General features: G+C 41.0%; 20 protein-coding genes and 1 tRNA gene. 13 read left to right on the top strand and 8 right to left on the bottom strand.

The annotated features are described in order from the left end of the window. Positions 1–890: 890 nt before the first annotated feature. On the top strand, positions 891–2789 hold the full coding sequence (locus CXF80_RS16050) for a sensor domain-containing phosphodiesterase (RefSeq protein WP_101033936.1): 1899 nt from the start codon (positions 891–893) through the stop codon (positions 2787–2789). Positions 2790–2912: 123 nt separating this feature from the next. On the opposite strand, the gene CXF80_RS16045 is transcribed toward CXF80_RS16050, so the two are convergent. Further along, entirely contained in the window at positions 2913–4109 is a 1197-nt protein-coding gene (locus CXF80_RS16045; RefSeq protein WP_101033935.1) for a hybrid-cluster NAD(P)-dependent oxidoreductase, read from the bottom strand. Positions 4110–4224: 115 nt separating this feature from the next. After that, on the bottom strand, positions 4225–5883 hold the full coding sequence (gene hcp, locus CXF80_RS16040) for a hydroxylamine reductase (RefSeq protein ID WP_101033934.1): 1659 nt from the start codon (positions 5881–5883) through the stop codon (positions 4225–4227). A gap of 315 nt (positions 5884–6198) precedes the next feature. Between hcp and CXF80_RS16035 the strand changes: the two genes are divergently transcribed. Next, positions 6199–6888, top strand: a complete 690-nt coding sequence (locus CXF80_RS16035) for a DUF3157 family protein (protein WP_101033933.1) — start codon at positions 6199–6201, stop codon at positions 6886–6888. Between the two features lie 128 nt (positions 6889–7016). On the opposite strand, the gene CXF80_RS16030 is transcribed toward CXF80_RS16035, so the two are convergent. Further along, positions 7017–7277 (bottom strand): DUF5062 family protein, encoded by a 261-nt coding sequence (locus CXF80_RS16030; protein ID WP_101033932.1) that lies wholly within the window; start codon positions 7275–7277, stop codon positions 7017–7019. Between the two features lie 287 nt (positions 7278–7564). Here CXF80_RS16030 and CXF80_RS16025 point away from each other — a divergent pair, with 287 nt between their 5' ends. The 7 genes from CXF80_RS16025 to CXF80_RS15995 all read left to right on the top strand — a co-directional run bounded on the left by CXF80_RS16025 (position 7565) and on the right by CXF80_RS15995 (position 13534). Next, on the top strand, positions 7565–9721 hold the full coding sequence (locus CXF80_RS16025; protein ID WP_101033931.1) for a M3 family metallopeptidase: 2157 nt from the start codon (positions 7565–7567) through the stop codon (positions 9719–9721). A 200-nt stretch (positions 9722–9921) separates the two neighbouring features. Beyond that, positions 9922–10011 (top strand) — tRNA-Ser (locus tag CXF80_RS16020). A gap of 650 nt (positions 10012–10661) precedes the next feature. Continuing rightward, positions 10662–11228, top strand: coding sequence for a hypothetical protein (locus tag CXF80_RS16015; protein WP_101033930.1), 567 nt, complete (start codon positions 10662–10664; stop codon positions 11226–11228). Positions 11229–11297: 69 nt separating this feature from the next. Next, on the top strand, positions 11298–11828 hold the full coding sequence (locus tag CXF80_RS16010) for a hypothetical protein (RefSeq protein WP_101033929.1): 531 nt from the start codon (positions 11298–11300) through the stop codon (positions 11826–11828). 358 nt (positions 11829–12186) lie between these two features. Continuing rightward, the gene (locus CXF80_RS16005; RefSeq protein ID WP_101033928.1) at positions 12187–12645 is read left to right on the top strand and encodes a nuclear transport factor 2 family protein; all 459 of its coding nucleotides are present in this window, start codon (positions 12187–12189) and stop codon (positions 12643–12645) included. Between the two features lie 13 nt (positions 12646–12658). Next, the gene (locus CXF80_RS16000; RefSeq protein ID WP_101033927.1) at positions 12659–13117 is read left to right on the top strand and encodes a DUF1499 domain-containing protein; all 459 of its coding nucleotides are present in this window, start codon (positions 12659–12661) and stop codon (positions 13115–13117) included. A gap of 225 nt (positions 13118–13342) precedes the next feature. After that, positions 13343–13534, top strand: a complete 192-nt coding sequence (locus tag CXF80_RS15995; protein ID WP_101033926.1) for a DUF3185 family protein — start codon at positions 13343–13345, stop codon at positions 13532–13534. Positions 13535–13800: 266 nt separating this feature from the next. On the opposite strand, the gene CXF80_RS15990 is transcribed toward CXF80_RS15995, so the two are convergent. The 3 genes from CXF80_RS15990 to CXF80_RS15975 form a co-directional block, all read right to left on the bottom strand. Further along, positions 13801–14397: a 2-hydroxychromene-2-carboxylate isomerase gene (locus CXF80_RS15990; RefSeq protein WP_101034796.1), complete on the bottom strand. Its 597-nt coding sequence runs from the start codon at positions 14395–14397 to the stop codon at positions 13801–13803. 682 nt (positions 14398–15079) lie between these two features. Continuing rightward, positions 15080–16270, bottom strand: coding sequence for an alkaline phosphatase family protein (locus tag CXF80_RS15980; RefSeq protein WP_198554779.1), 1191 nt, complete (start codon positions 16268–16270; stop codon positions 15080–15082). A 170-nt stretch (positions 16271–16440) separates the two neighbouring features. Continuing rightward, on the bottom strand, positions 16441–17313 hold the full coding sequence (locus CXF80_RS15975) for an alpha/beta fold hydrolase (protein WP_101033924.1): 873 nt from the start codon (positions 17311–17313) through the stop codon (positions 16441–16443). Between the two features lie 197 nt (positions 17314–17510). On the opposite strand from CXF80_RS15975, the gene CXF80_RS15970 reads away from it, so the two are divergent. The 3 genes from CXF80_RS15970 (at position 17511) to CXF80_RS15960 (ending at position 20461) form a co-directional block, all read left to right on the top strand. Further along, the gene (locus CXF80_RS15970; protein ID WP_101034795.1) at positions 17511–18254 is read left to right on the top strand and encodes a sulfite exporter TauE/SafE family protein; all 744 of its coding nucleotides are present in this window, start codon (positions 17511–17513) and stop codon (positions 18252–18254) included. A 332-nt stretch (positions 18255–18586) separates the two neighbouring features. Further along, positions 18587–19216 carry a flavin reductase family protein gene (locus CXF80_RS15965; RefSeq protein WP_101033923.1) on the top strand — a complete coding sequence of 210 codons (630 nt, stop codon included), beginning with the start codon at positions 18587–18589 and terminating at the stop codon, positions 19214–19216. A gap of 255 nt (positions 19217–19471) precedes the next feature. Beyond that, complete coding sequence (locus CXF80_RS15960) at positions 19472–20461, top strand: phosphotransferase (RefSeq protein WP_101033922.1); 990 nt, start codon at positions 19472–19474, stop codon at positions 20459–20461. Positions 20462–20774: 313 nt separating this feature from the next. Here CXF80_RS15960 and CXF80_RS15955 read toward each other — a convergent pair whose 3' ends face one another. Then, positions 20775–21281: a glycine cleavage system protein R gene (locus CXF80_RS15955; RefSeq protein WP_101033921.1), complete on the bottom strand. Its 507-nt coding sequence runs from the start codon at positions 21279–21281 to the stop codon at positions 20775–20777. An 880-nt stretch (positions 21282–22161) separates the two neighbouring features. Between CXF80_RS15955 and CXF80_RS15950 the strand changes: the two genes are divergently transcribed. After that, a complete protein-coding gene (locus CXF80_RS15950) occupies positions 22162–22758 on the top strand; it encodes an acetate uptake transporter (protein ID WP_101033920.1) in 597 nt (198 codons plus the stop codon). A 329-nt stretch (positions 22759–23087) separates the two neighbouring features. On the opposite strand, the gene CXF80_RS15945 is transcribed toward CXF80_RS15950, so the two are convergent. Then, complete coding sequence (locus CXF80_RS15945) at positions 23088–23606, bottom strand: hypothetical protein (RefSeq protein ID WP_101033919.1); 519 nt, start codon at positions 23604–23606, stop codon at positions 23088–23090. Positions 23607–23609 lie beyond the last annotated feature (3 nt).

Here is a 23609-nt window from a genome sequence, read left to right as displayed (position 1 = left end):
AGTACTAAATCTAAGCACTAAATCTAGTCACTAAAAAAGATCTCAAGCCGCAAGAGGATAACCTGCTTTGCCATCACAACTCACTCGGTGCTGCTGGCTTATTTTTGTCCCAAGCTAGCCTCCCACAAACAAATCCACTTTATAAAATGGCCTAAGATAGTGATGATATAAGCCGTTATAACAAAGAACATGAAAATTATTGTTCCATGAAATGTTAACTAAATAAATTAAACAACATCAATGTCACAATATCCCCTTAACCCGCCTATACTCGATTAAGGACAGATTTAACGGCTCGCTGACGACTCAGTTGTATATCCGTATTCGCTCTGCCACAGAGTAAATTCTGATCACCTAATATAAGTTTAATTAATGTTTGCATAACACAACTTATTTGAGTAGGTTGATAAATAACCTCAGCTCGGGGTAATAGTCGGTTATCAAAGCTGTTTTTATCGATTTATCCTGTCGCTGATTGAGCGTTAAAGTTAAATAAAAACCGTATAGATTGAAGCGTACAAACGATATTTATGACTAACACTTAGGTTGTAAGAGTGCTGTGTAAGCGTAAGTGTAAAAGAGCGATATGATATTCATGGAAGAAGAGCAACTACTGCACTTAACATTGCTAGACCTGTTATGTAGCAACAGAATGGACTCTTTAGAAATTACCTGATCAGTATTTCCCCTTCATTCATGACCTCACATTATGTAATAGCATGTTGATATGTGATTAAAATAATATATAGGTTTATATAGCGCTAACAATATAGCTGTTAGTGATTAACTCGAATATGCGCACCTTACAAAATGGCAAGCTGTTAACGTTTTTTTAATATACAAACGGTCTGTTTATTGAGTAACAAGACAATAAAAGTAGGGATAATACGATGTTGAAAAACAACACTATTGCGATACCAGCAGAAATGCTAACGTCTTGGCAAACCACAGTAGACCTCATCGCCAAGGTCGCTAAAGTGCCAGCATCATTAATCATGAAACTTCACTCTCATGAATTAGAAGTCTTTGTTGCCAACAATAATACTAACAGTCCATTTGCGGCTGGGATGAAGGACTCGCTGGGTAATGGTTTATATTGCGAATCAGTGATTGTTCAACAAACTGAATTACATGTCGAAAATGCCCTAGAAGATCCCAAATGGTGCACAAACCCTGCGCTTGCAGTAGGTATGATGTCTTATTATGGCTTACCCCTCAATTGGCCCGATGGGGAGCCCTTTGGCACCATTTGCATGCTAGACATAAAAGCAAATAGTTACTCAGCCGATCTTATGATGTTGATGGAGTGTTTTCGTCGCAGTATTGAAAGTAATCTAGAAATGTTAGAGAAAAAGGAAAAACTTGCACAAGCCAATTTACATTTAGAAAAATGTATTGCACAGCGCACCGTTGAACTAGAGAAGCTTAACAGCGATTTAATGCAAGAAATCGATTCACGCATCGCGGCGGAAAAACTATTAGATATCCAGCAACGTTTCGACTCAGTCACTGGTTTGCCTAAATTTAACCAGCTCGAAAAAGTGTTTAACAAACTTATTGCAAAAAATGAGTTGACTAGTATTTCGATAATTCATTTCAGCATCAATAACCTAAAGAGAATTCAAGACGGATTTGGTTATGACATAAGTGACAAAGTGCGTAATACCGTTGTCCAAAAACTGCAACTCTTTACTAATAATAGTACCTATCTTGCCATTTTCAGTGAAACCACATTCTGCATCATTATCCCGACCAAAAAACAGCAGTATGCCACCAAGATGGCTGTTTTTTGCAGCCGCTTATGTCAGCACTTTAGCCAAGAGATTGATATCGATGAATTATCACTCTCCATTACCACAGCAATGGGAGTCTCATTTTACCCCAACGATGGTAGTGGATTTATGGACCTATCAAGAAAATCTAGTGCCGCGCTATCACATTGTGATATGGGCAATAACAATAGCTATAAGTTCTTTAACCCAAAAATGGAATCTGAACTGTCTAGTCGTATAAAAATGGAATCATTATTAAGGGGGGCACTGCAGCACAATGAGTTGTCATTGCATTACCAGCCATTTGTAAGCACTCAAAGCCAAAGTGTTGTCGGCGCTGAAGTGCTTATAAGATGGCATAACCCAACTTTAGGCCAAGTTTCACCGGTCGACTTTATTGAAATTGCAGAAAATTCAGGGCAAATCATTGAAATCGGTTATTTTGTATTAAGGAATGCGCTAAAGCAATTAGCTTATTGGCGCGAACTATACAATCAAGATTTTTATCTCGCGATCAATATGTCACCCATACAACTAAAAGACAGTTACTTAGTCGATAAAATTGTTAATTTACTTAAGTTATACCAAATACCCGGCCATTTGCTTGAGATTGAGCTAACAGAAAATGCGTTAATCCACGATGCAGCATATGCCCAGGAAGTCTTGAGCAAGTTAAATCAGCATGGGATCCGTTTGTCGTTAGATGATTTTGGTACTGGCTATTCATCACTCAGTTATCTGCAGTATTACCCTTTTAACTCAGTTAAAATTGACCGCAGTTTTATTCGCAATCTTGAAACCTCAGAACAGAGCCGACAGTTGGTGAACACCATTATCGCCATGGCAAATAACTTACAGTTGTCATTAGTGGCAGAAGGGGTCGAAAATCAATTTCAAGCCAATTTTGTTGCCAAGCAAGGAGCCAATATATGGCAGGGTTATCATCTGGGAAAACCGGTAGATGCCAATGCTTTTGCCCAGCAATACTTAATCCCCTCAATGACAACACTGTTTTAATCTATAGCAATCGTATCGCTGCGTGGTGTCAAACAACCCACGCTGGGTAAGCCTACTGATTCAACGTTGGCCTATTAGCACTGTGATAACTAATCAACCTCAGATATCCCGAGTTGAGATTAATCACATTTGTAAGCGCACATTCGAGGTCATTTTGGTTGAACACGCCAACACAAACCCTGCAGCAATTTCTTCAGCCGTTAATGCCATCTTACTAGACGACTCAGTGGTGCCCGAAACAACCTGACATTTACACGCCCCGCATACGCCAGAACGACAAGCAGCAATAATCGGTAACTTTGCAGACTCAATACCATCTAATAGCGTTTGATTGCCCGTTAATGGGATCTGTTTGTCGCCAATGCTCAACATAAACTGCTCGGTAGATGGATTACTTTCCATCGCGGCTTTCACGCCCATGGCACTACTTGCACCAAAGCTTTCTTGGTTGAACTGGCTCATATCAAATTCGGCAGCTTCAAGCATTAATTTTACCGCCGCCATGTAGGGCTCAGGTCCGCACACAAATACCGTGCGCTGTTGATAATCTGGCACTAACTTGACTAAGGTTTCTAAACTTAAGCGACCACTTTCACAACCAGTAGAGGCATGCTTATCCGTCAAATTTTGCTTATTGCCGTCAGACTCAAGTACATAATTGAGATTGAAATATTGGCTTCGTGATGCCATCGACGCCATTGAATTAGCAAACATAATGTCATCGACAGTTTTAGCACTGTGTACAAAGGCAATATCGCTGTCGGTAGTGGTATCGCAAAGCCAGCGCGACATAGAATGCATTGGCGTCACGCCGCAACCCGCACTTAAAAATAAGTACTTATCGGCCTCAATGTCGACTAAGTTAAATATCCCATCAGGGCCAGTAACAGTCACTTCATCGCCTACGTTCAGCGACTCAGTTAAGTAATTAGACACCATGCCACCAGCGATTTTTTTAATCGTGACCACTAATGAAAATGGTCGTGAAGGTGATGATGAAATAGTGTAACTGCGGTAAACCTTGTCGCCATTAATCGCTAATTTAAAGGTAATAAACTGTCCCGGTTTAAAATTAAATTTAACCGGTGTAAGTCCCTGAAAGCGAAAACTGACCACATCGTGGGTTTCATTCCATTTTTCAACACAGCAAAGCTGTACTTCACCTCGTTGCCAGTTATCGGCAGCCAAAAGTGCTTTCGGAGTTGCCAGTGCAGCAGGTTCAACCACAGGTGGAGCCTCACTAACTGGGGTAACCTTTTTAGCCGTTTGGGCAGAAAGCGCTTGTGAAAATGAAAAACCAACGGAGGGAGTACTACTCATTTTGATGCCTTTAACGCAGTAAAAAAGAGAGGTGGCAATATGGATAATCCCATAGTGCCATTAATCGCAATAGTGCAAATAAGCCGGGCTTAGATGCACTATTGTTATAACAAGATTACGCCACGTTGATCATGGCTTTTAAGTCTGTTTCAACATCGGTAGTGGTGCGTAAACCAAACTGTTGCTCTAAAATGTTTGCTAGGTTTTCGGTTAAGAATCCTGGTGCACTTGGGCCAGTACGAATGTTTTTCACCCCAAGAGACAACAAGGTTAACAACACTACAATCGCTTTTTGCTCAAACCACGACAACACGATGCTTAACGGTAAGTCGTTAAGGTCACATTCAAAAATGTCCTTTAACGCTAACGCCAACTGAATAGCAGAATATGCATCATTACACTGGCCAATATCTAGCAAGCGTGGCACACCGTTAATGTCGCCAAATTCCAGTTTATTGAATTTGTACTTACCGCAACCTAATGTCAAAATAATTGAATCATCAGGCACAGACTTAGCTAAGTCTGTAAAGTAATTGCGCTCTAATTTGTCGCCATCACAACCACCAATTAAGAAGAAGTGCTTAATAGAACCATTCTTAACGTTTTCAACCACTGTTGGTGCTGCAGCCATTAATGCATTGCGAGCAAAACCGATAGTGATCATGTGGGGGATTTCATCATAGATAAAGCCTTCAAGCGCGAGTGCTTTATTAATCACTTCGCTAAAGTCATCACCTTCAACATGGGTCACACCAGGCCAACCGACAATACTACGAGTATAAATACGGTCAGAGTATTCACCCACAGTAGGGTCGATAATACAGTTTGAGGTCATCACCACCGCACCAGGGAAAGTGGCAAATTCTTTTTGCTGATTCTGCCAAGCGCCGCCGTAGTTACCGACTAAATGCGGGTACTTTTTAAAGGCTGGGTAAGCCAGAGCTGGTAACATTTCGCCGTGAGTAAAGACATTGATGCCCTTGCCTTCGGTTTGTTGCAAAATAAGCTCTAAATCTTTCATGTCGTGGCCAGACACTAAAATCGCCTTGCCTTTAACAGATTTTGTATTCACTTGCGTTGGCTCAGGGTGGCCAAATGAGGTGGTTTCGCCTAAATCTAACATCGCCATAATGCGATAGTTTAATTGGCCAATTTCCATTGAGGTAGCAAATAACTTGTCCGCATCAACCGAGTCTTCACCTAAAAATGCCATGATTTTATGGAATTCAGCAGCCACATCAACATCAGTTTGGTCTAATACGCGAGCATGCTCCATATAAGCAGCCGCGCCTTTTAAACCGTATAGGCATAATAAGCGTAAGCCAAGAATATCTTCATGCACGTCACCACGATTAGGCAGTGCTATTGGCGCTTGAGCTAAAATTTCAGGCTTTGAAGCACCAAGTAATATCTCACCTTGGGCGCTGACCATTTCAGGCTCTATGCCTTTGTCTTTACAAGCAGCGATATAAGCGGCTTTTAATTGGTCACGATAGGTTTGAGCCTGATAGGCATAATCAATTAACCGTTCATCGTCAAAGTTTACGTTAGTGAGTGTGGCAAAAAAGGCCTTAGGAACAAAGACATCAATGTCGTTGTCTACAATGCCGAACTCGCGGGCTTTAATTGCGTAAGCAGACACGCCTTGCAGCATATAAATTAATAAGTCTTGAATATCAGACGTCGACGCCAACTTGCCGCACATTCCTTGCGAGTAACTACAGCCATTACCTTCTGGTGTTCTAATGGTTTGTTCACATTGCACACAAAACATAACTCTACTCCTCAAATATAATTCATGTATAAAGTTTACATGTTATAAATGAGTTTACTCTTTACACCGTAAAGCAAAACCTATTTTCGGTGCCAATGTTGTATTTTACGAGCTACGTCACCTTCAGCGATCGCTAATATAATCAGCTTTTTTTCTAGCTTGTTCAAGCATGAACACCGATAGGTACCACAACAAGGCCTATTATCAATGTCAGTATAAGTCGATATGATAGTAACAGTCGGTCTTTAAAAAACGTTCCATTTACCCAATGAAAGCAAGTAGAATTAATTAAAGATTTTCAATCAGGATGAACAGATGAAAACCAAGCTTAATGTTATCGCATCGACCCTATTGTTGGTGCTTGCCCCCGCAGCAATGGCCGCCGATGTTGCAGTCATCACTTTAGACAATGGCGCTAATGTTCGCCTAAAAGATGACTTTACCTGGGAATACATCATTACCGAAACCGTCAGTCAACCAGTGCAAGCCGCTAAAGCAGGCATCACAGAGCAAGCAAACGTAGTAACACAGCCTACCATTGCATCTGCAGCGTCAATAGCAGCAGTGACGACACCTGTTGCAGCACCAACGGTTACCATGCCCACTGCGGCAGCAATTAATACTCAGGTATCAACCACACGCTTAACGGCAGCGGCGTTAGCACAACCAGAACTGTTAGGCAGCACGGCCAAAGATGGCATTAAAATCACCCTTGTAGACACCAAATGGAAGGATGATAACGTCGGCTTAGTGTTTGATTTTGACAGCACCAGTAACGAGCATGTCACCCTGGTTGAAGTTGAAGCCAGCTTTTATAACGACCAAGGTGAACTGATCAAACAAGAAAACCTACAAGCGTGGGAAGCTATTCCTAGGATGCCAGAAACTTACCTGCGTAAAGGTCAGCATCGCCAAAGTGATACCATATGGATAGAAGATATTAATCAACAGCAATGGCAAAAGCAGTTGATAAGTTTAAAAATTGTCGAAATTGAGTCTCGCTAACCCTGCATCCAGTTCAACAAATAGCGACTAAAAATTGACATAAAAAAGCCTAAGCGAAATCAATATTTCATTTAGGCTTAGTCTTTGCGCGCCAAAGTGTTAACACACCCTCCGCATAGGGACACGGGTTAGTTTAACAATTCATGCTCTTTAGGCAGCTGCTTACTAATCCACAATATCAATTTATGTTTGCGATTTGGACCATCATCTTTATCTTCGGCTAAGGGTTGGATTAAGTTGTCTTGAACCAATAATCGATAAATACATTCGACTTTATCTTTTGGCGAAATGCCTTTACCAAAATCATCAAAACCACGCTTTTGCGCGTATCCCATGCCAATCTCCATCGCGAGCTTGAGCAGTTTTGTATCGTGCTTACCAACTTTCATCTATCAGCCTCATCGTGCTTATTTATCACTATTAAGCTACGCGAATATCCACAAATTGCCACTACAATTGCGCCAAGAATGCCCCAAAACCTAACAAACATCACTATTGGTAAGTTTCGTTACAATAATTAATCATAGTTTATCCCTTTAACCTATGCTGCAAGACGCAGTCTTGTTATTGTATTGTGGTTATTTCATTACGTTTTTATTGTCACTATTGTTCGCCACAGCTACATTTCGAATAGGCATAAAAACACCTAAAAGGGCAAAGACCCAAGGATATTTCAATGCGCAAAACACTTATTACCACTGCAGTGAGTGCTGCACTGATGCTCAGCGCCTGTTCAGAGCCATCAGTAGATACTGCCATGGCAGACAAAACCACCGCAGAGGCAACAAAAACAATGACTAAAGCTCCTGCAACTGCCAACAACGCACTGTTAACACCCAGCCCTTTACAATACATGGCGCCGCAGTTCGACAAGTTTACAGCCAGCGATTACTTGCCTGCATTTAAGCAAGGAATGCTAGAGCACAAAACTGAAATCGCAACTATCACCAATAACAGCGAACCAGCCACGTTTGACAACACCATTGTCGCGTTAGAAAAAACCGGAGCCACACTAGACCGAACTCAACGTGTTTTTTTCAATCTTTCAGGACTTATTTCAGACGACAACTTCATCAGCGTTGAAGAACAGATTGTGCCTAAGTTAACCGCACACCAAGACAACATTTACCTTGATGAAAAACTGTTTGCTCGCGTCCAAGTTATATATAAAAACAAAGCCGCATTAACAGGCGAAGATTTACGCTTGGTTGAAGTGTATTACGACCGTTTTGTGCGCGCAGGTGCTGAATTATCTGTCGCAGACAAAACGAAAATGCGTGAGCTAAACGGTGAGTTAGCCAAACTTGAAACCAGTTTTTCACAAAACGTTTTAAAATCATTTACCGCTGACGTTATCGTCATCGAAGACAAAGCTCAACTTGATGGTTTGTCAGACAGCGACATCGCATCATTAGCTGCTGCAGCAAAAGATGCTGGCAAAACGGGCTACATGATCACGCTAGTGAACACCACCACTCAGCCGCTACTGTCTAGCCTTAAAAACCGTGATGTTCGCAAACAACTGTGGGAAACCTCAGCTTATCGCGCCATGGACACTAACGCGCCGTTAAACATCAAAATAGCTCAACTGCGGGCACAAAAAGCCACACTATTAGGTTACCCAACTTGGGCGGCATACTCCTTAGGCGACCAAATGGCCAAAAACCCAGAAGCGGTTTATGGAATACTTGACGACCTAGCACCAAAAGCACTGATTAAGGCCAAAGTCGAAGCCGCTGACATCCAAGCCGAAATCGTTAAAGATGGCAAAGATTTCAAACTTCAGCCATGGGACTGGGCGTACTACGCAGAAAAAGTACGTAAAGCCAAATATGACTTAGACGACAACCAAGTTAAGCCGTATTTTGAAATGAATACCGTACTAAACGATGGCTTGTTCTTTGCCATGAACAAACTGTACGGCATCACGATTAAACCACGCAATGACTTACCGGTATGGCACAAAGACGTGTCAGCTTATGAAGTCTTTAACAAAGACGGTAGCTCAATTGGCTTATTCTATCTAGACCCATACGCTCGCCAAGGTAAACGTGGCGGCGCCTGGATGGACGAACTTGTCACCCAGTCATTCTTGCAAAACACTAAGCCTGTGGTCTATAACGCGCTGAATATTCCTAAGCCAGCCGAAGGTCAGCCAACACTGATGACATTCGACGAAGTTAACACCATGTTCCACGAATTTGGCCATGCTATCCACGGATTGTTCTCACAAGTTAACTACCCTAGCCTAGCGGGCACCGCAACCGCGCGTGACTTTGTTGAGTTTCCATCACAAGCTAATGAAGACTGGAGCGTCGACCCACAAGTGCTTGCCAATTACGCTAAGCACTACCAAACGGGCGAACCAATCCCAGCAGAGTTACTCGCAAAAGTATTAAAGTCACACACCTTTAACCAAGGCTTTAATACGGTTGAATACCTAGCCGCTGCGCTACTTGATATGGAATGGCACTCTATTGCTGCTGGAACTGAAATCACCGACGTTACGGCCTTTGAACAACAAGCACTGGCTAAACACGGTTTAGATTACACGCCTGTACCACCTCGCTACAAAACAACCTACTTTAGCCACAGCTTCGCTGGCGGCTATTCAGCAGGTTACTATGCGTACCTATGGACTGAAGTGTTTGCTGCTGACTCATTCTCTTACATGATGTCAAATGGTGGATTAACCCTAGAAAACGGCCAAAAGTACCGTGATACAGTGTTGTCAAAAGGTAACAGCCAAGATCTGATGCAAGACTACATCGACTTTACCGGTAAAAAACCCACTACCGACGCCTTATTAAAGCGCCGTGGTTTGGTTAACTAATCACGAAAAAGTCATTAGCCTCTCGACTTTGGTAACTCACCCCGTCGAGAGGCTAACTAATAATAAAAGTGCCACCAGGGTAATACAGGATAAATATTGCGCAACCGTGAGCTTATTTGTGTCATTTTGCACATTTGTTGTGCCATTAAACACCTCAAGGCTTTACATTTTCGCCAATACCCTTATTATCCACCCTGTTCGGAGGGATGGCAGAGTGGTCGAATGCACCGGTCTTGAAAACCGGCAACGGTTTATCCCGTTCTAGGGTTCAAATCCCTATCCCTCCGCCACATTCAATGAAAAGGCCTTATCGAAAGATAAGGCCTTTTTGTTTGGGCGAAAGATAGAGATTTAAACCCACGGGTTCCTATTTACAAAAGATCGCTATCCCTCCGCCACATTTAAATAAAAAGGCCTGCTATTTATAGCGGGCCTTTTTATTGGGCGAAAGATAGAGATTTAAACCCTGGGTTCCTCTTTATTACAAGCAAGCTATCCCTCCGCAAGATTCAAGACAAAAGGCTCATCAGAAATGATGAGCCTTTTTTCGTTTAGGCGAATCAGAAGTATTGAACCTTTGCATTATAGAATCAGTTTTTTACTTTTTAATTACGGCGCAATTACACGAGAATTTTACTGTATTCAGCATGTGCTAATTCACTCAGCACTTAGTTGATGTATTCATTTGGCTCTATATACCGCATTCCTAAATGCAACTAAGTGTAATCGTTGAGGCATACATGGAAGATGTTTTGGTGCTAAAACTAATAAACAAGTTTTAGATACAAATTTGGCTTTGATAATTAAGATTAATCGCCGTATTATCAAAATGCAGCAAGAATTTTAAACGGACAAACTGTCGGTTAGCCTCCACTAAGTTACAGGGATTATTATCCGTGTCGAGGGAGTTAAACGGAGAATCAATCGCAATGGAGTGTATATGGAATCATTTATAAGAATTATGAAAATTGCAGGTGTCAATTTTCCAGTGGCAGCCTCTTTTATCCAAATAAGTAATGAACTTGATGCTATTAAAGTTCAACAAAGACTTGATGCTTTAGAAGACCCCATTAGCTCTCTACATCCAGACGTACCTGCGTTATCTCATGTTATTTATTTCGCTTTAGTTAACAACGATTCATCAATGTTAAATTTCAGGGATGACGTTTACAAAAAATACTCTAAAGCCTTCGCTATACTCGACTCTAAAGGTTTAATTAAGAAATTTAATGAACTAGGTTCTTCATATCCTGTTGAGATAAATATCACAGATCCTTGTTTTATTTTATATTTATGTGCCCGTTTTGAAGAAACTAAAAAGATGGATTTACTATTAGAAAAAGTTGAAAATTGCCAAGTAGGTCAATGGTTAAACGGCTATGAAATTCAAAAAGAAATACTACTTCCGATAGTATTTATCCGAGCTGTTTTTGATGTTTACCAAGCAAATGGTTTTGGTATATGTTCCAAAGAACCAAGAGCTTGTAGTTATTTTGCAAGTGCTTAACAACTCTTATCCCTTATCTAGGGAATCTAGCTTCGCGAGTCTGAATATCTAAAACTTAAGGAAAATATAATGTTCAAGATTAAGTTAAAACTAATAATAGTAGCCATATTTATCACACTAGCCGGTTGTACTGGCTTAAACGATGCTTTGACTCCATCTATGAACACCCATAAAGACTCATTTGATGGTGCCCTCATAGTTTCACAGGCTCCAGTAAGTTCCTCTTCAAGCTTAACTGAGGGCTGGCATACTATGGGGTTTGAGTGGAATCAAAAATTTCCAGATGTCGTTTTCCTAGAGGTTGGAACAAACGGAATCACGAATGTTGAGGGGGTAGCTTTTAATGTGGATGGGGAAATAATTGAAAATATCTCAGAGGCAAGTGTTTTAACAAAATATGGTAGTTGGTCTACTCGTCGACTTGTTATGCCAATAAATGAATTTGTCAAAGTAGCGCAAGGGATTGACGTAAAAATGAAATTAATCAAAATTGATACCTATTCGGTATCGACTTTTGGAACAAGTCATTCTGGCGCTGTTGTTAATTCTAAATTCCCTCCATTTTTGAATAAACTAAAAGAGTTAAATGCAATCCAGTAAAACTAATGCATCGGAAGCTCATTTTAAGCTTTTGATACTTCCTATACCCTCATCTATTAACTGTAAATGCTGTATGACAGTCATAACAGTTGGGTGTAACAATTAACTAATTCAATATACGTACAACCCGCATATACTTGCGTCTTAGAAGCGGAGGTAGGGTTCAAATTCCTACCCCTTTGAATGTTAAGTTTTAAGAACTATGACTTTACGTATATTCTGTAGACATGCTTTGATACTCATGAAATTTCTGTATTGATCGTATTTGATTGCCTATTAGCTAACACGCTTTGTGACTGAACCACTAAATTCGAGATGTTCACTAGACTTGTCACTGACACATTAGGAATTGCACTTAATGAAAAATTTCTACATGGTTTTATTGGCCTTGGTCTCAATGTCATCATTGGCTGATGGCAAGGTGTTGACTGAGACAATGAAAGCCCTTGATACTGCGGTGTTCGACTCATTTAATCATTGTCAAAAACCTGAAGAACTTGATAAGCACGCAAGCTTTTTTGCAACTGACGTTGAGTTTTATCATGATAATGGTGGAGTGACGTGGGACCGTGACAGCATGATTGCCAATACTAAAAATAATGCCTGTGGTCAGTACACCCGAAAGTTGGTTGGAGGATCTTTTAACGTCCACTCGATTAAAGATTTCGGTGCTATTACCGAAGGGATACATATCTTTTGTCAAAATAAAACCAACCAATGCGAAGGTAAAGCTGACTTTGTCATGGTTTGGCGTAAAGTAGACGACAAATGGCAAATTACTCGCGTATTAAGTTACGGTCACCGTGAAAATAAATAAAAGGATATTAATAATGTACAAACAGATTTCAATTATTACACTCAGCATGATGCTGTTAATGGGTTGCTCTGGCACTGTACCTACACTGGGCTTAAATGATGGCCAATTAATGCCATGCCCAGACTCGCCAAACTGTGTCAATAGTCAACAAGCAGCAGATGAAGAACATTTTATAGCACCGATCGATTTCATCGGAACGCAGCAACAAGCGAAAGTGCGTCTTTTGCACATACTAAAGGCCTCGGAGCGAACAAATATCGTCGTGGTTGAGGAAAATTATATTCGAGTTGAGTTTACCTCTCAGGTATTGCAGTTTGTTGACGATGTTGAGTTTTATTTCCCATCTACAATATCCGATAAAATATCCATACATGTCAGATCAGCTTCACGTATCGGACACTCTGACTTTGGTGTTAATCGGGAGCGAATAGAACAAATTAGAAATAAATTTAACGCATATGAACAACAATAAAAAATTTACAAACGTAATTTATATAGTTAATAGTGGTTTAGCTTTTGTCAGTCCAATTTTAGCTAAAATGGACTCGATGGAAGCTATCATTTCTCTGGAAATTGACAGAAAATTTATCTGGGGATCCCCAATAACGAAACGTTATTGGTTTCGTAAGTGCCATTAGTTTCAGGTCCATTATCTGTAACCTCATCAACTGTGACCTCTTAAAAGTCAGGAGTAAGAATGAATAATAAAATTATTGGGATCGTGCTTGTTATTGCGGGTATTTTTTTAGCTATGTGGGGCTACAATATTTATGATTCAGCGGGCTCTCAATTTAGCCGAGCGTTAAGTGGTGATGCGCCTATTGAAGCTTGGGCAGGAATGGCGGGGGGTATCATTTGCGTGTTAATTGGTATCACAAAATTAAAGTAAATTTGTTGTGGTTAAACACTTAGCAAAGTATTTGACGATAATAAGGCGTTAACAATAAATATTATTTATTGTTAACGCCTTTTATGCCTATTTATATGCAAGGTTATTTGTTGCAAGAACTGCACATTAACGTCGAGCATACAGCTAAACTTATCTTTTAAAACAAGTTGTTAAATAACCAAGGCTCATTCTGTAACTATTGGGATCGATGCAGGCTGCAGTAAATAGTCACTGCAACCTTGCTTTAGGCTGTCATCTAAATAACATTACTCACTCAGCTTATCATCAAGTAAATCTAATCTATCTTGTCCCCAAAATTGCTCTTTTTCATACACATAAGCTGGCACACCCAACAAACCTTTCTCGATAGCGTCTAAGGTGTTGGCTTCGTATATTGCATCGATATCGGCTAATAGCGCTTGCTGTAAAACACTGTCTGCATCGATATTAACCGAGGTTAATATTTGTCTAATAACTGCCTCATCAGCAATGTTTTGATCTGCAGCCCAACATGCTGCCAGTACATTGCCGACAAACTCGCTGACCTCTTGCCCAGCTTGCTGTAATACAATCGTGCACTTATCTGCCAAACTAGGGTCTACAGGGAAAAAAACCGGATGTAGACTAAGCGGTAATTGGCGTTTTTTTGCCCAGCGAGCTAGCTCTATTAAGCGATAGTCTTGTCGAGCTTGTAGGCGCTGTTTTACAGGCAGCACACCTAATACCGCAAATAATTTTGACAGTTTAATGGGCTTATAGTTTATCCCTAAGTGGTACTTATTTGCCAACGAGATAAAGGTGTTGTGGCCTAAATAAGTATAAGGAGAGAGGCTAGTAAAGTAATAATCTATTGCTGTTGTCATGGTTGGCACTACCTTTATGTTAATGGGATAATTAACACGACCCCATGATTTCATTTTAAATTCATCTTGAACATACTGTATTCGGTGCTGGGTAATCGCTACTCAAACTATAGCAGGTGTTAGCAGGTTTAATAACTCAGATGACATCGGAAGATAGTCACGCTTTACACCAATAGAAATATTGCATTGAAAGCTAGGGCCTGTTGATCTTTGCTGGTTAAATTTTGTTCGAGATAAAAACGTTTTAATCGAGGCGAGTGGATTGCTGCCTAGCAATCTAAGCAAAATTCGCTCAACAAAGAGTAAAACGTTTTTAGCCGAACCCTTCGGGCAGCTTTTGTTGGTCATTTCTACTGCGTTATTGGCTTTTTATGTAGAATAACTACACCACACAGCCTCTGCTTCATAGCTCATGTTTAAGTAATGAGCAACAATTCGCTGCAAAAACAACCTTGAAAGATCAACAGGCCCTATTAGGCCTATAAAAAACGCGAGTAGTACAGTTATATCTGCTGACGTTATTGCAATAACTAAGCTTAACGTAACACCAAAACACCACTCATTTGTACAATATCATCTTATATTGCAACTGGACGTAATGTCTATTTAGCTTTTTTTATCCAATGTTGATTGAGATAAACAAGCATGAATCATGGTACACGTCGACGAGTGTTATCTGTAATCATTTGCCTAATAAAGGCGCTAACACGGTTAACTGGCCATCTATGGGTTCTGTTATGGTTAAGCCTAAAATATGGGCGATAAGAGGATACAAATGGATGTTTTCAGCATTGGCTATGGTGACTTGATTAAACGCGGGTCCTTGAGCATATAACACAGTATTCATGTCGGTAATCACATTGGCATCGTAGCCGTGCTTACCAATGCGCCCTGCCCGTGCATCGGTACTAGTAATGTAGTGTTGATTACTGATCAGTACCGCATCTTCAATAGAGGGATTCGCGCTAAAGTGTAAATTGGCCGGTATATCTTGCTGACGATAAAACTGTAAACCGGGTACCTTTTGGGTTAATGCTTCTAACGCGGCTAAGTCTTGCTGTTTGTTTTGCCCTGTCGCAGTCACTAACGAAAATGCGGCATCGTTGTTAAAGCTAAATTTATCTTTTAACGTTTCATTGCCAGCAAACAGTTTGTCGGTATATACACGTTCAAATCCGTCAACCTTAGTCATGCCATGGTCGGAGGTGATAATTACATTCACTTTAAAGGGTAAGGCTTTTATTCCGGTCAGTAATTGCCCTATGGCTTGGTCAACGTTCTGCACTGCTTGGTAGGTGTTATCTGATGTTGGACCATAGAGATGCCCGGCAGTATCAACGTCTGAAAAATACAAGGTCACAAATTGTGGACGCTGATCTTCGGCCAAATTAAACCACTGTAACACCTGCTGTACTCGTTGATTATTTGCCGCATCATCTTTGTAAGGCAGCCAATAATCTGGACGGTGACCCGCAATTTTGGCTTCTGAACCTGGCCAAAAATAGCTGGCACTTTTTAACCCTTGTTGACCCGCTAATGACCATAATGGAACCCCATGGTAAAAACGGCCATCGGTCAAAGCTTGTTTAATATTCAACCCATAGGGCTGCTGCAGAGTATGGTTATAAAAACGGTTTGACACTATGCCGTGATGGGCGGGATACAAACCTGTGACTAAGGTAATGTGGTTAGGAAACGTTACCGTGGGAAACGATGGCTTAAAGCGAGTCACTTGCGCTGCATGGCGAGCAAATTCGCTCAGATGTTTGGGTTTATGCAGACGGTTGTAATCGTATCGATAGCCATCAATAGAAATCAGCAAAACATAGGGTTTCTCGGGCTGTGCTATTGCGGCTTCAATTGGCTGAGCCAATAAAAAAAAGCTACTCACACTGAAAAATATGCAGCTAATAACGACACTTATGATGGCAATTACACGCATTGTGATTTACTCAATAAATCTAAAGAATATCGGCTAATAATATCAATTAAACATGACAGCTTTATTGATCTTTATGCTGTCTTTTTTCAATATTTTGAGCCTCACTCAATGCTATGTCTAAATTGTAAATAGGCCGTGGTAATGGCTTGTGCATCTTCGATGTGCGGGTAGTGGCCTAAGGTTAGCATTTCAGTGACGTTGGCATTAGGGATCAAATCTCGATAATGATCGATCATATGCTGACCCGAGATCGGATCGAGCGCTCCGGCGATCAGCTTTATCGGTATCTTACTGTTGATAATGGCACCCACCCAACGCTCACGGTGTTGTTGTCGCTGAGTAATGTAGTGAATCAATTTATGCATCACCGACAAACCGTCATTGTGGGTTAATAATTGCCATAGAGTGTCGATCGCTTCTGGCGAAGGTGGTGTCGACGGCCCAAATATGTGTTGTAGATTATGGGCAAACTTTTGTTTATTGATCAGTTTAGACACCAAAACCCCTAACGGCGACAACAACAACTTCTGAATGAGTAGCGGTTTATGGGTTTCAGGAAACAAACCACCATTTAAAAAGCACACACTCTCGATGGTCAATGGACTACAGCCGTCAATTTGCCTCGCTAACAACTCTTGCGCGACAGTGTCACCGTAATCATGAGCTAAAATATGATATTCACTGACACCTAGCTTGTATAAGCATGCCTGATAAATATCGGCTTGGTCGCTTATTAAATATGCCGAATTTTTGGGTTTATCTGATAAGCCAAAACCCAACATATCCAAAGTGATCACATAATAGTGCTGGGTTAATTCATACCACATGCCTTCCCAATCCCAACTGGCGCTAGGAAAACCATGAATGAGCAATAATGCAGGCGCCTTACAATCCCCCGCTTGACGGGTAAAAATTTGCTGACCGTTAATGAGAAGGTATTGTCCCTGCTGCTGCCACTCGCTCAATTGGATCATCGTTTCGTTATCCCTTCATTGATAGTTTATGTGCCGTAGAGTTATATCTCTTATCTGGAGTTGAGGTTATATATTGTGTTAATTAACTGACTCTATACTAAAAGGCAGTGATATTATCTCTGACTAACAATATCAAATAGCCAATTCCAATTATCTAATATCAATAGCCAATAGCAATGATTGGCGCGGGAGCATCGGTGTTAACAGATCCGTTATTTTGGTTAGTGGCTATTCCGGCAGTGTTAATCACTGGTATGTCAAAATCAGGTTTTGCTGGCGGTGCAGGCGGATTAACCGTCCCGTTGTTGGCATTAGCGATTAGCCCAGCAACCGCGGCAGCGGTGATGTTACCGTTATTAGTTTACATGGATTTTTTAAGTGTGCGTTCTTGGTGGGGAAAACACAATACCGCGCAATTGTGGATTTTATTGCCTGCTGCCATTGTCGGTATCGTGGTGGCTTATCTGTTATTTGATCAACTTAACGAGCAATATTTACGCGGTATATTAGGAGGGATTTCGTTAGGGTTTGGTATTTATGGCCTCACTTTAGGTGAATGGTCACAAGGTAAACCGTCCTCGTTCATTGGCCAAGTTTGCGGCACTATTGCAGGCTTTACTAGCTTTGTAGCCCATGCCGGCGGGCCACCATTAAATGCCTATTTAATTCCACTGCGTTTAGCCAAAACAGAATACTTGGGCACTGCGGTAGTCTTTTTTGCAGTGGTAAATATGGTCAAGTTAATTCCCTACAGCATGCTGGGACAAATCAATGGTAGCAATTTATTGATATCTGTATCGTTGGCGCCTATCGCTTGGATTGGGGTAAAACTGGGGCTGCGTATTCAAGATAAATTTAACGACAAACAGTTTAAGAAAATCATTCTCAGTTTAATGATAATAGTCGGTTTACGCTTGCTGTGGACTGCATTAATGGCATAACTGTCCTTATAATAAATGCCATAACGATGGTCATAACTATGGCCATATCGGTTCCTATAATGAATGCCATAACGATGGTCATATCAGTTCCTATAATGAAGCCATAACGATGGTCATATCAGTCCCTATAATGAAAGCCATAACTATGGTCATATCAGTCCCTATAATGAATGCCATAACGATGGTCATAACTATGGCCATATCTGTCCCTATAATGAATGCCATGATATTGATGATATGATATTAATTTTAACGTATTGATTTCAAAATATTGATGACATCGTCATGCCTAATAACGTCATTTAAGTTTACCAATATAAAGAAGGGAAGATATGAGTGCTGATAATCGCTATTTTTATGAACCAAGCAAAGGCCATGGTCTACCACATAACCCACTAAATGCCATTATAGGCCCGCGCCCAATTGGTTGGATTGCCTCTCGTAATGCCCAAGGCCAGCGAAACCTCGCGCCTTATAGTTTCTTTAACTGCTTTAATTACGATCCGCCCATTATCGGTTTTGCCAGTACCGGCTGGAAAGACAGCGTCGCCAATATTGTTGAAACCGGCGAGTTTGTGTGGAACTTAACCACCCGCAGTTTAGCCGAGCAAATGAATCAAACCTCTGCGGCATTACCTCATGGCACCGATGAATTTGAATTTGCAGGATTAACCCCAATAGCAGGCAACATAGTTAAGGCTGATCGTATTGCACAAAGCCCTGTTAGCTTCGAATGCAAACTGTCGCAATGCATCCAGCTAACGGCAGCAAATGGTGACAAAATTGATAGCTGGCTAGTGTTAGGTGAAGTCGTGGCGGTGCATATTGAAAAGCACTTACTCAGCGCCGAAGGGATTTATCAAACGGCATTAGCTGAACCGGTATTACGTGCTGGCGGTCCATCTGCCTATTATGGTATTTCAGACCAGTTACGCTTTGATTTACACCGCCCAACGGTGTAAGCCACTCATAAATATGACTTAACAACAAAGTTGCCATTGGCAGCCTTGTTGTTGAAAACAATAAAATAGTCTCTTCACTACCTTTAATATCATGATTTTTTAGTAAAATAATATCAAATTGACTATATCCTCAACCAGTCTTGGCTAGCATGTTAGCGAATATTTAATTGAACCAACAAAATTTGTTACTATTATTACAAGACTAAGGTCGCGATTAAAAAATCATATCGATAACATCACTAACACGAGAACACCTTGAGTATTCCACCTAATATACTAACGCGAATTACCCATGCCCTAGGTGCAACTTCGCTAGATCATATCGAGAAAATACAGCCGCTTTGGGGAGGGTATGGTCAGCTATTTCGAGCCTATGTCACTGGCAAGCCATACCCGTCTGTGATTGTAAAATATATATGTTTCCCTCAACCAGAATCACATCCTAAAGGTTGGAACACGCCGCTGTCGCATCAACGTAAATTGCGATCGTATCAAGTAGAAGTCAATTGGTATCAACACTATGCTAATGCCCATGCAGAGCACTCAATGTGCCCGTTGCCCCGTTGCATACATGTCGACCAACAAGCCGATGAAACCCTATTAATATTACAAGATTTATATAACATCGGTTTTACCCAAGTAAGAAAAACCGCCACACCCGCGACTGTGCGCGAGTGTTTAACCTGGTTGGGACATTTTCATGCTAAATACATGCATGTCGAGCCTAATGGGCTTTGGCCTATAGGCACTTACTGGCATCTAGGCACCCGACCGGATGAATTAGCCGCCCTACCCGACAGCCCGCTTAAGTCAGCGGCTCACCTTATCGACCAAGCGCTGAGGCAATCTAAGTACCAAACCTTGGTACACGGTGATGCAAAATTAGCTAATTTTTGCTTTAGTCCAGATGATCGCGCCGCTGCGGTAGACTTTCAATATATTGGTCAGGGCTGTGGCATGAAAGACGTGATCATGCTGTTAAGCAGTGTGCTGAACTATCGTGAGCCAGAAGCCTTAATTAATGACCATCTTAATCATTACTTTGCCGCTTTAACGCAAGGACTCATAGCGTTTCACCCTCAAATAAATCCGCTTGATGTACAACAGCAATGGCGGCCTTTATATTGCGTGGCTTGGGCTGATTTTCAGCGTTTTGTCAAAGGTTGGAGTGTTGAGCATTGCAAAATTAACCCTTATACCGAATCGCTAACCGAGCAGGCGATTAAGCAACTTACTATGGTGTAATACCAATAAGTGTAAATTAATTAACCACCTATTTGTCACGATTGGCCAAGGCTACTATTGCCGTCGACAGCTTACAAACACAGTCGTAATGGTTGCCCTACCTCAACTTAACCTCATCTCGGGTTAAGCATGGGGTAAATAGGTAAAAATTAGCATAGTTCATCTATTTCATATCAAACTTGCCATTTGTTTAGCTAACAAGCCGTTTTCACGTGTTAACCGCGGGGTCAATAGTTAACCTATTGCAAGTCAATGCAACTCAGATAGCATAACAAATGGCTGTCTGATAATCGTTTCTTGTATTAAGCAGAGTTTACTTAGTAACATCGATACGAATATTATCGCTTAAGGTTTCAAGTTGAGATACTAACAGCGCTTTGGTCACGTTCTCCGGTAACCTTAACGTCATCTTAGCGCTATATACCGTTTTACCTAAACTGCTTACTTGCACACGATAACATTCTTGGTGATCAACACTCACATCAAGGTCTGATAAAATTTCATTGATATCATGGGTTAAACCCGAACGATCATTGCAATCTAAAGTGAGTTTACACTCTGTAGATAAATGTATAGATTGATGTTCAAACTCAGCATAGACAAAAGTCAATTGGGAAAACTGCTGCTCTAATGCTTGTTTTAAGGAAGCTTCCTTATCGACATCTATCATAACCCGCATCATTGCAACAAATTGCCCGTCGAGTTTGATGACTTTACTGGTTTCCCAACTTGCGCCTATTTCACGGCTGACTTGAGCAAGTGATTGCAGAAGATTGGGCTGTAAAGTGCCTAATACCGTAGTGATAAACTTATGTTGCATATAACCTCCGATGATAAATAAACCAAAATGATTTTGACCTATTTAATGTGGTTTTAGTTAAGAGCTAACCACAGATTAACTATCATTAGAAAGCTAATCTATGACCTAGGAAACAAATTAGATAATTTGAATTCGCCCAACAATACCTTAAAGAGCCCTCAATATACTCGGTCATTGTCCGACTCATGCCAATGACAATTGCGGACAGCAAATTAACATTATCACCAATTTTGGGGGTAGTTGAACTCAGCGACCAAGACATACCGATAGAGTAAGCAATCGATCTTGCGGATGCCGGATTGCTTCAGTCCAAAATTAGCGCCCGAAATAAGGTGATATTGAGTGAATCATAAGCCGATAGACACCGAAAACGGCGCTGGCATCAATTAACATTAACTGACATTAACTGACAACAACCTCTGTCACGACACACTTTTTAGCATTAAAAGAAACTTTATTAACGTTTTGTAGCCTTAATCAAGTTTAGCTCATTAACCCAAGCATGATCACAAATATCTGCGGCTTTAACCCATTATTGCTGCGGCGAATTGGCGATTATTTAGGCGATACATTATGGGGGTCACGCTTACCACTCAAACGGTGAATACCATCACCCTCATTGTAAGATGTCTGTCTATCTAATTGAATTCAAATAACTTCCTACAATATTAATTTTCATTCAAATATGCCAATTACTCACAACGAGTTTAAGTAATTGTTTTAATGAGAATTTATTATTACATTTTACAATGCTGCTACCTCTTCAGGCATATTGCGACCCCGGCCCCTTTCTCTAGAATGCGCGCCTTACGCTATAAAGATACAGATTAACGCTCACTGAATCGACAGGATTCAGTGACCTTTACACTAGGGGAACTTAATGTCTACAAAACTGGCCAACCCAGCGCCACTGGGATTAATGGGCTTTGGCATGACCACCATTTTGCTGAATATTCACAATGCGGGTTACTTTCCAATTGATTCGATGATCCTTGCGATGGGGATTTTTTACGGTGGCATTGGCCAAGTGATTGTGGGCATCATGTGCTTTATGCGCGGCGATACCTTTGGCACAACAGCATTTACTTCCTACGGTTTGTTTTGGTTGACTTTAGTTGGGCTAATATTAATGCCAAACATGGGTGTTGCCGCCAGTCCCGCTCATTTTATGGGCTGGTATTTAACCTTATGGGGCATATTTACCGCCTTTATGTTTGTCGGGTCTTTACGTTATCCACGAGCAAAACAAGTGATATTTGGTTCATTGACGGTGTTGTTTTTCTTACTGGCTGCACACGACTTTACCGATAATGCCCTGCTTGGCACTATCGCTGGATTTGAAGGTATTTTCTGCGGAGCAAGTGCCATTTATTTTGCTATGGCGCAGTTACTGAATGCCGAATACGGCCGTACTATTTTGCCCGTGGGTGAAGTCACTCAGACCAAACAAGTCACGCTCAACTCAATAAAAATATAACGGGTAGTCACTAGGGCCGGTAGATCTTTGAAGGTGAATGCTGCTGCATTTTGTGGCAGTTTTATCCAAGGCAGAGCTTATGACATGTTGTTATACATTAATAAGCGATAACGCAGTACAAAGAAGCCACAAATGCAGCCCGAAGGGTTCGGCTAAACGGTCGTCCTTATTTGTAAGCGAAGAGTTTGTGCAAGGTATTAGCGTACAATGCTAGGCGCCGCATTTTTATTCAAAGCGCTAAACCGTTTAGCCCTTTGAACACGAAAGGTCAACAAGCCCTAAACACTAAAAGGTCGATGTATTTGCATCGACCTTTTTATTGGGTTTGATTAATGCACTAAGCGACAACCACACACGGTATTGCTAGGTTGAAACAGGACCACCGCATAATCTTTTGCTTCGTCTCGCTCAATAACTTGAAGCGATAACGAATGCAGCCCTTTTTTATTTAAATTTAAACTACTGACATAAGACAAGTACGCTAAATGCTGTGGCACTTTTGAGTTGTGACTCGCCAGGAATTCTTTTTTGGTGGTCACTGAAATATCGTAGATTTGATTTTCGGTATCAATTCTATCCACAGTTCCTTTCATTGATAATGTACCCGCCAAATTACCCTCGTAGTCAAAATAACGATAATTAATCTGAGCTTGGCCTTCATTGGAGACTAAATCGACTAATAAATAATGACGTTGGTCTTGTGCCGCGCTCTTACGATGAAATAATTCTGAACTGCAACTGAGCATAAAACTTGGCACACGTGTAGTAAGCCTATAAATAATTCCCATACTGGCCAGCAATAACACTAAGATCATAATATTAATAGCCCACAATCTACTTCTAGTCATACT

Source organism: Shewanella sp. Actino-trap-3, from assembly GCF_002836275.1.
In the GTDB taxonomy this organism is placed as follows: domain Bacteria; phylum Pseudomonadota; class Gammaproteobacteria; order Enterobacterales; family Shewanellaceae; genus Shewanella; species Shewanella psychromarinicola.
Note: the sequence above shows the minus strand (reverse complement) of the source record. Positions and strands in the feature narration are given on the sequence as shown.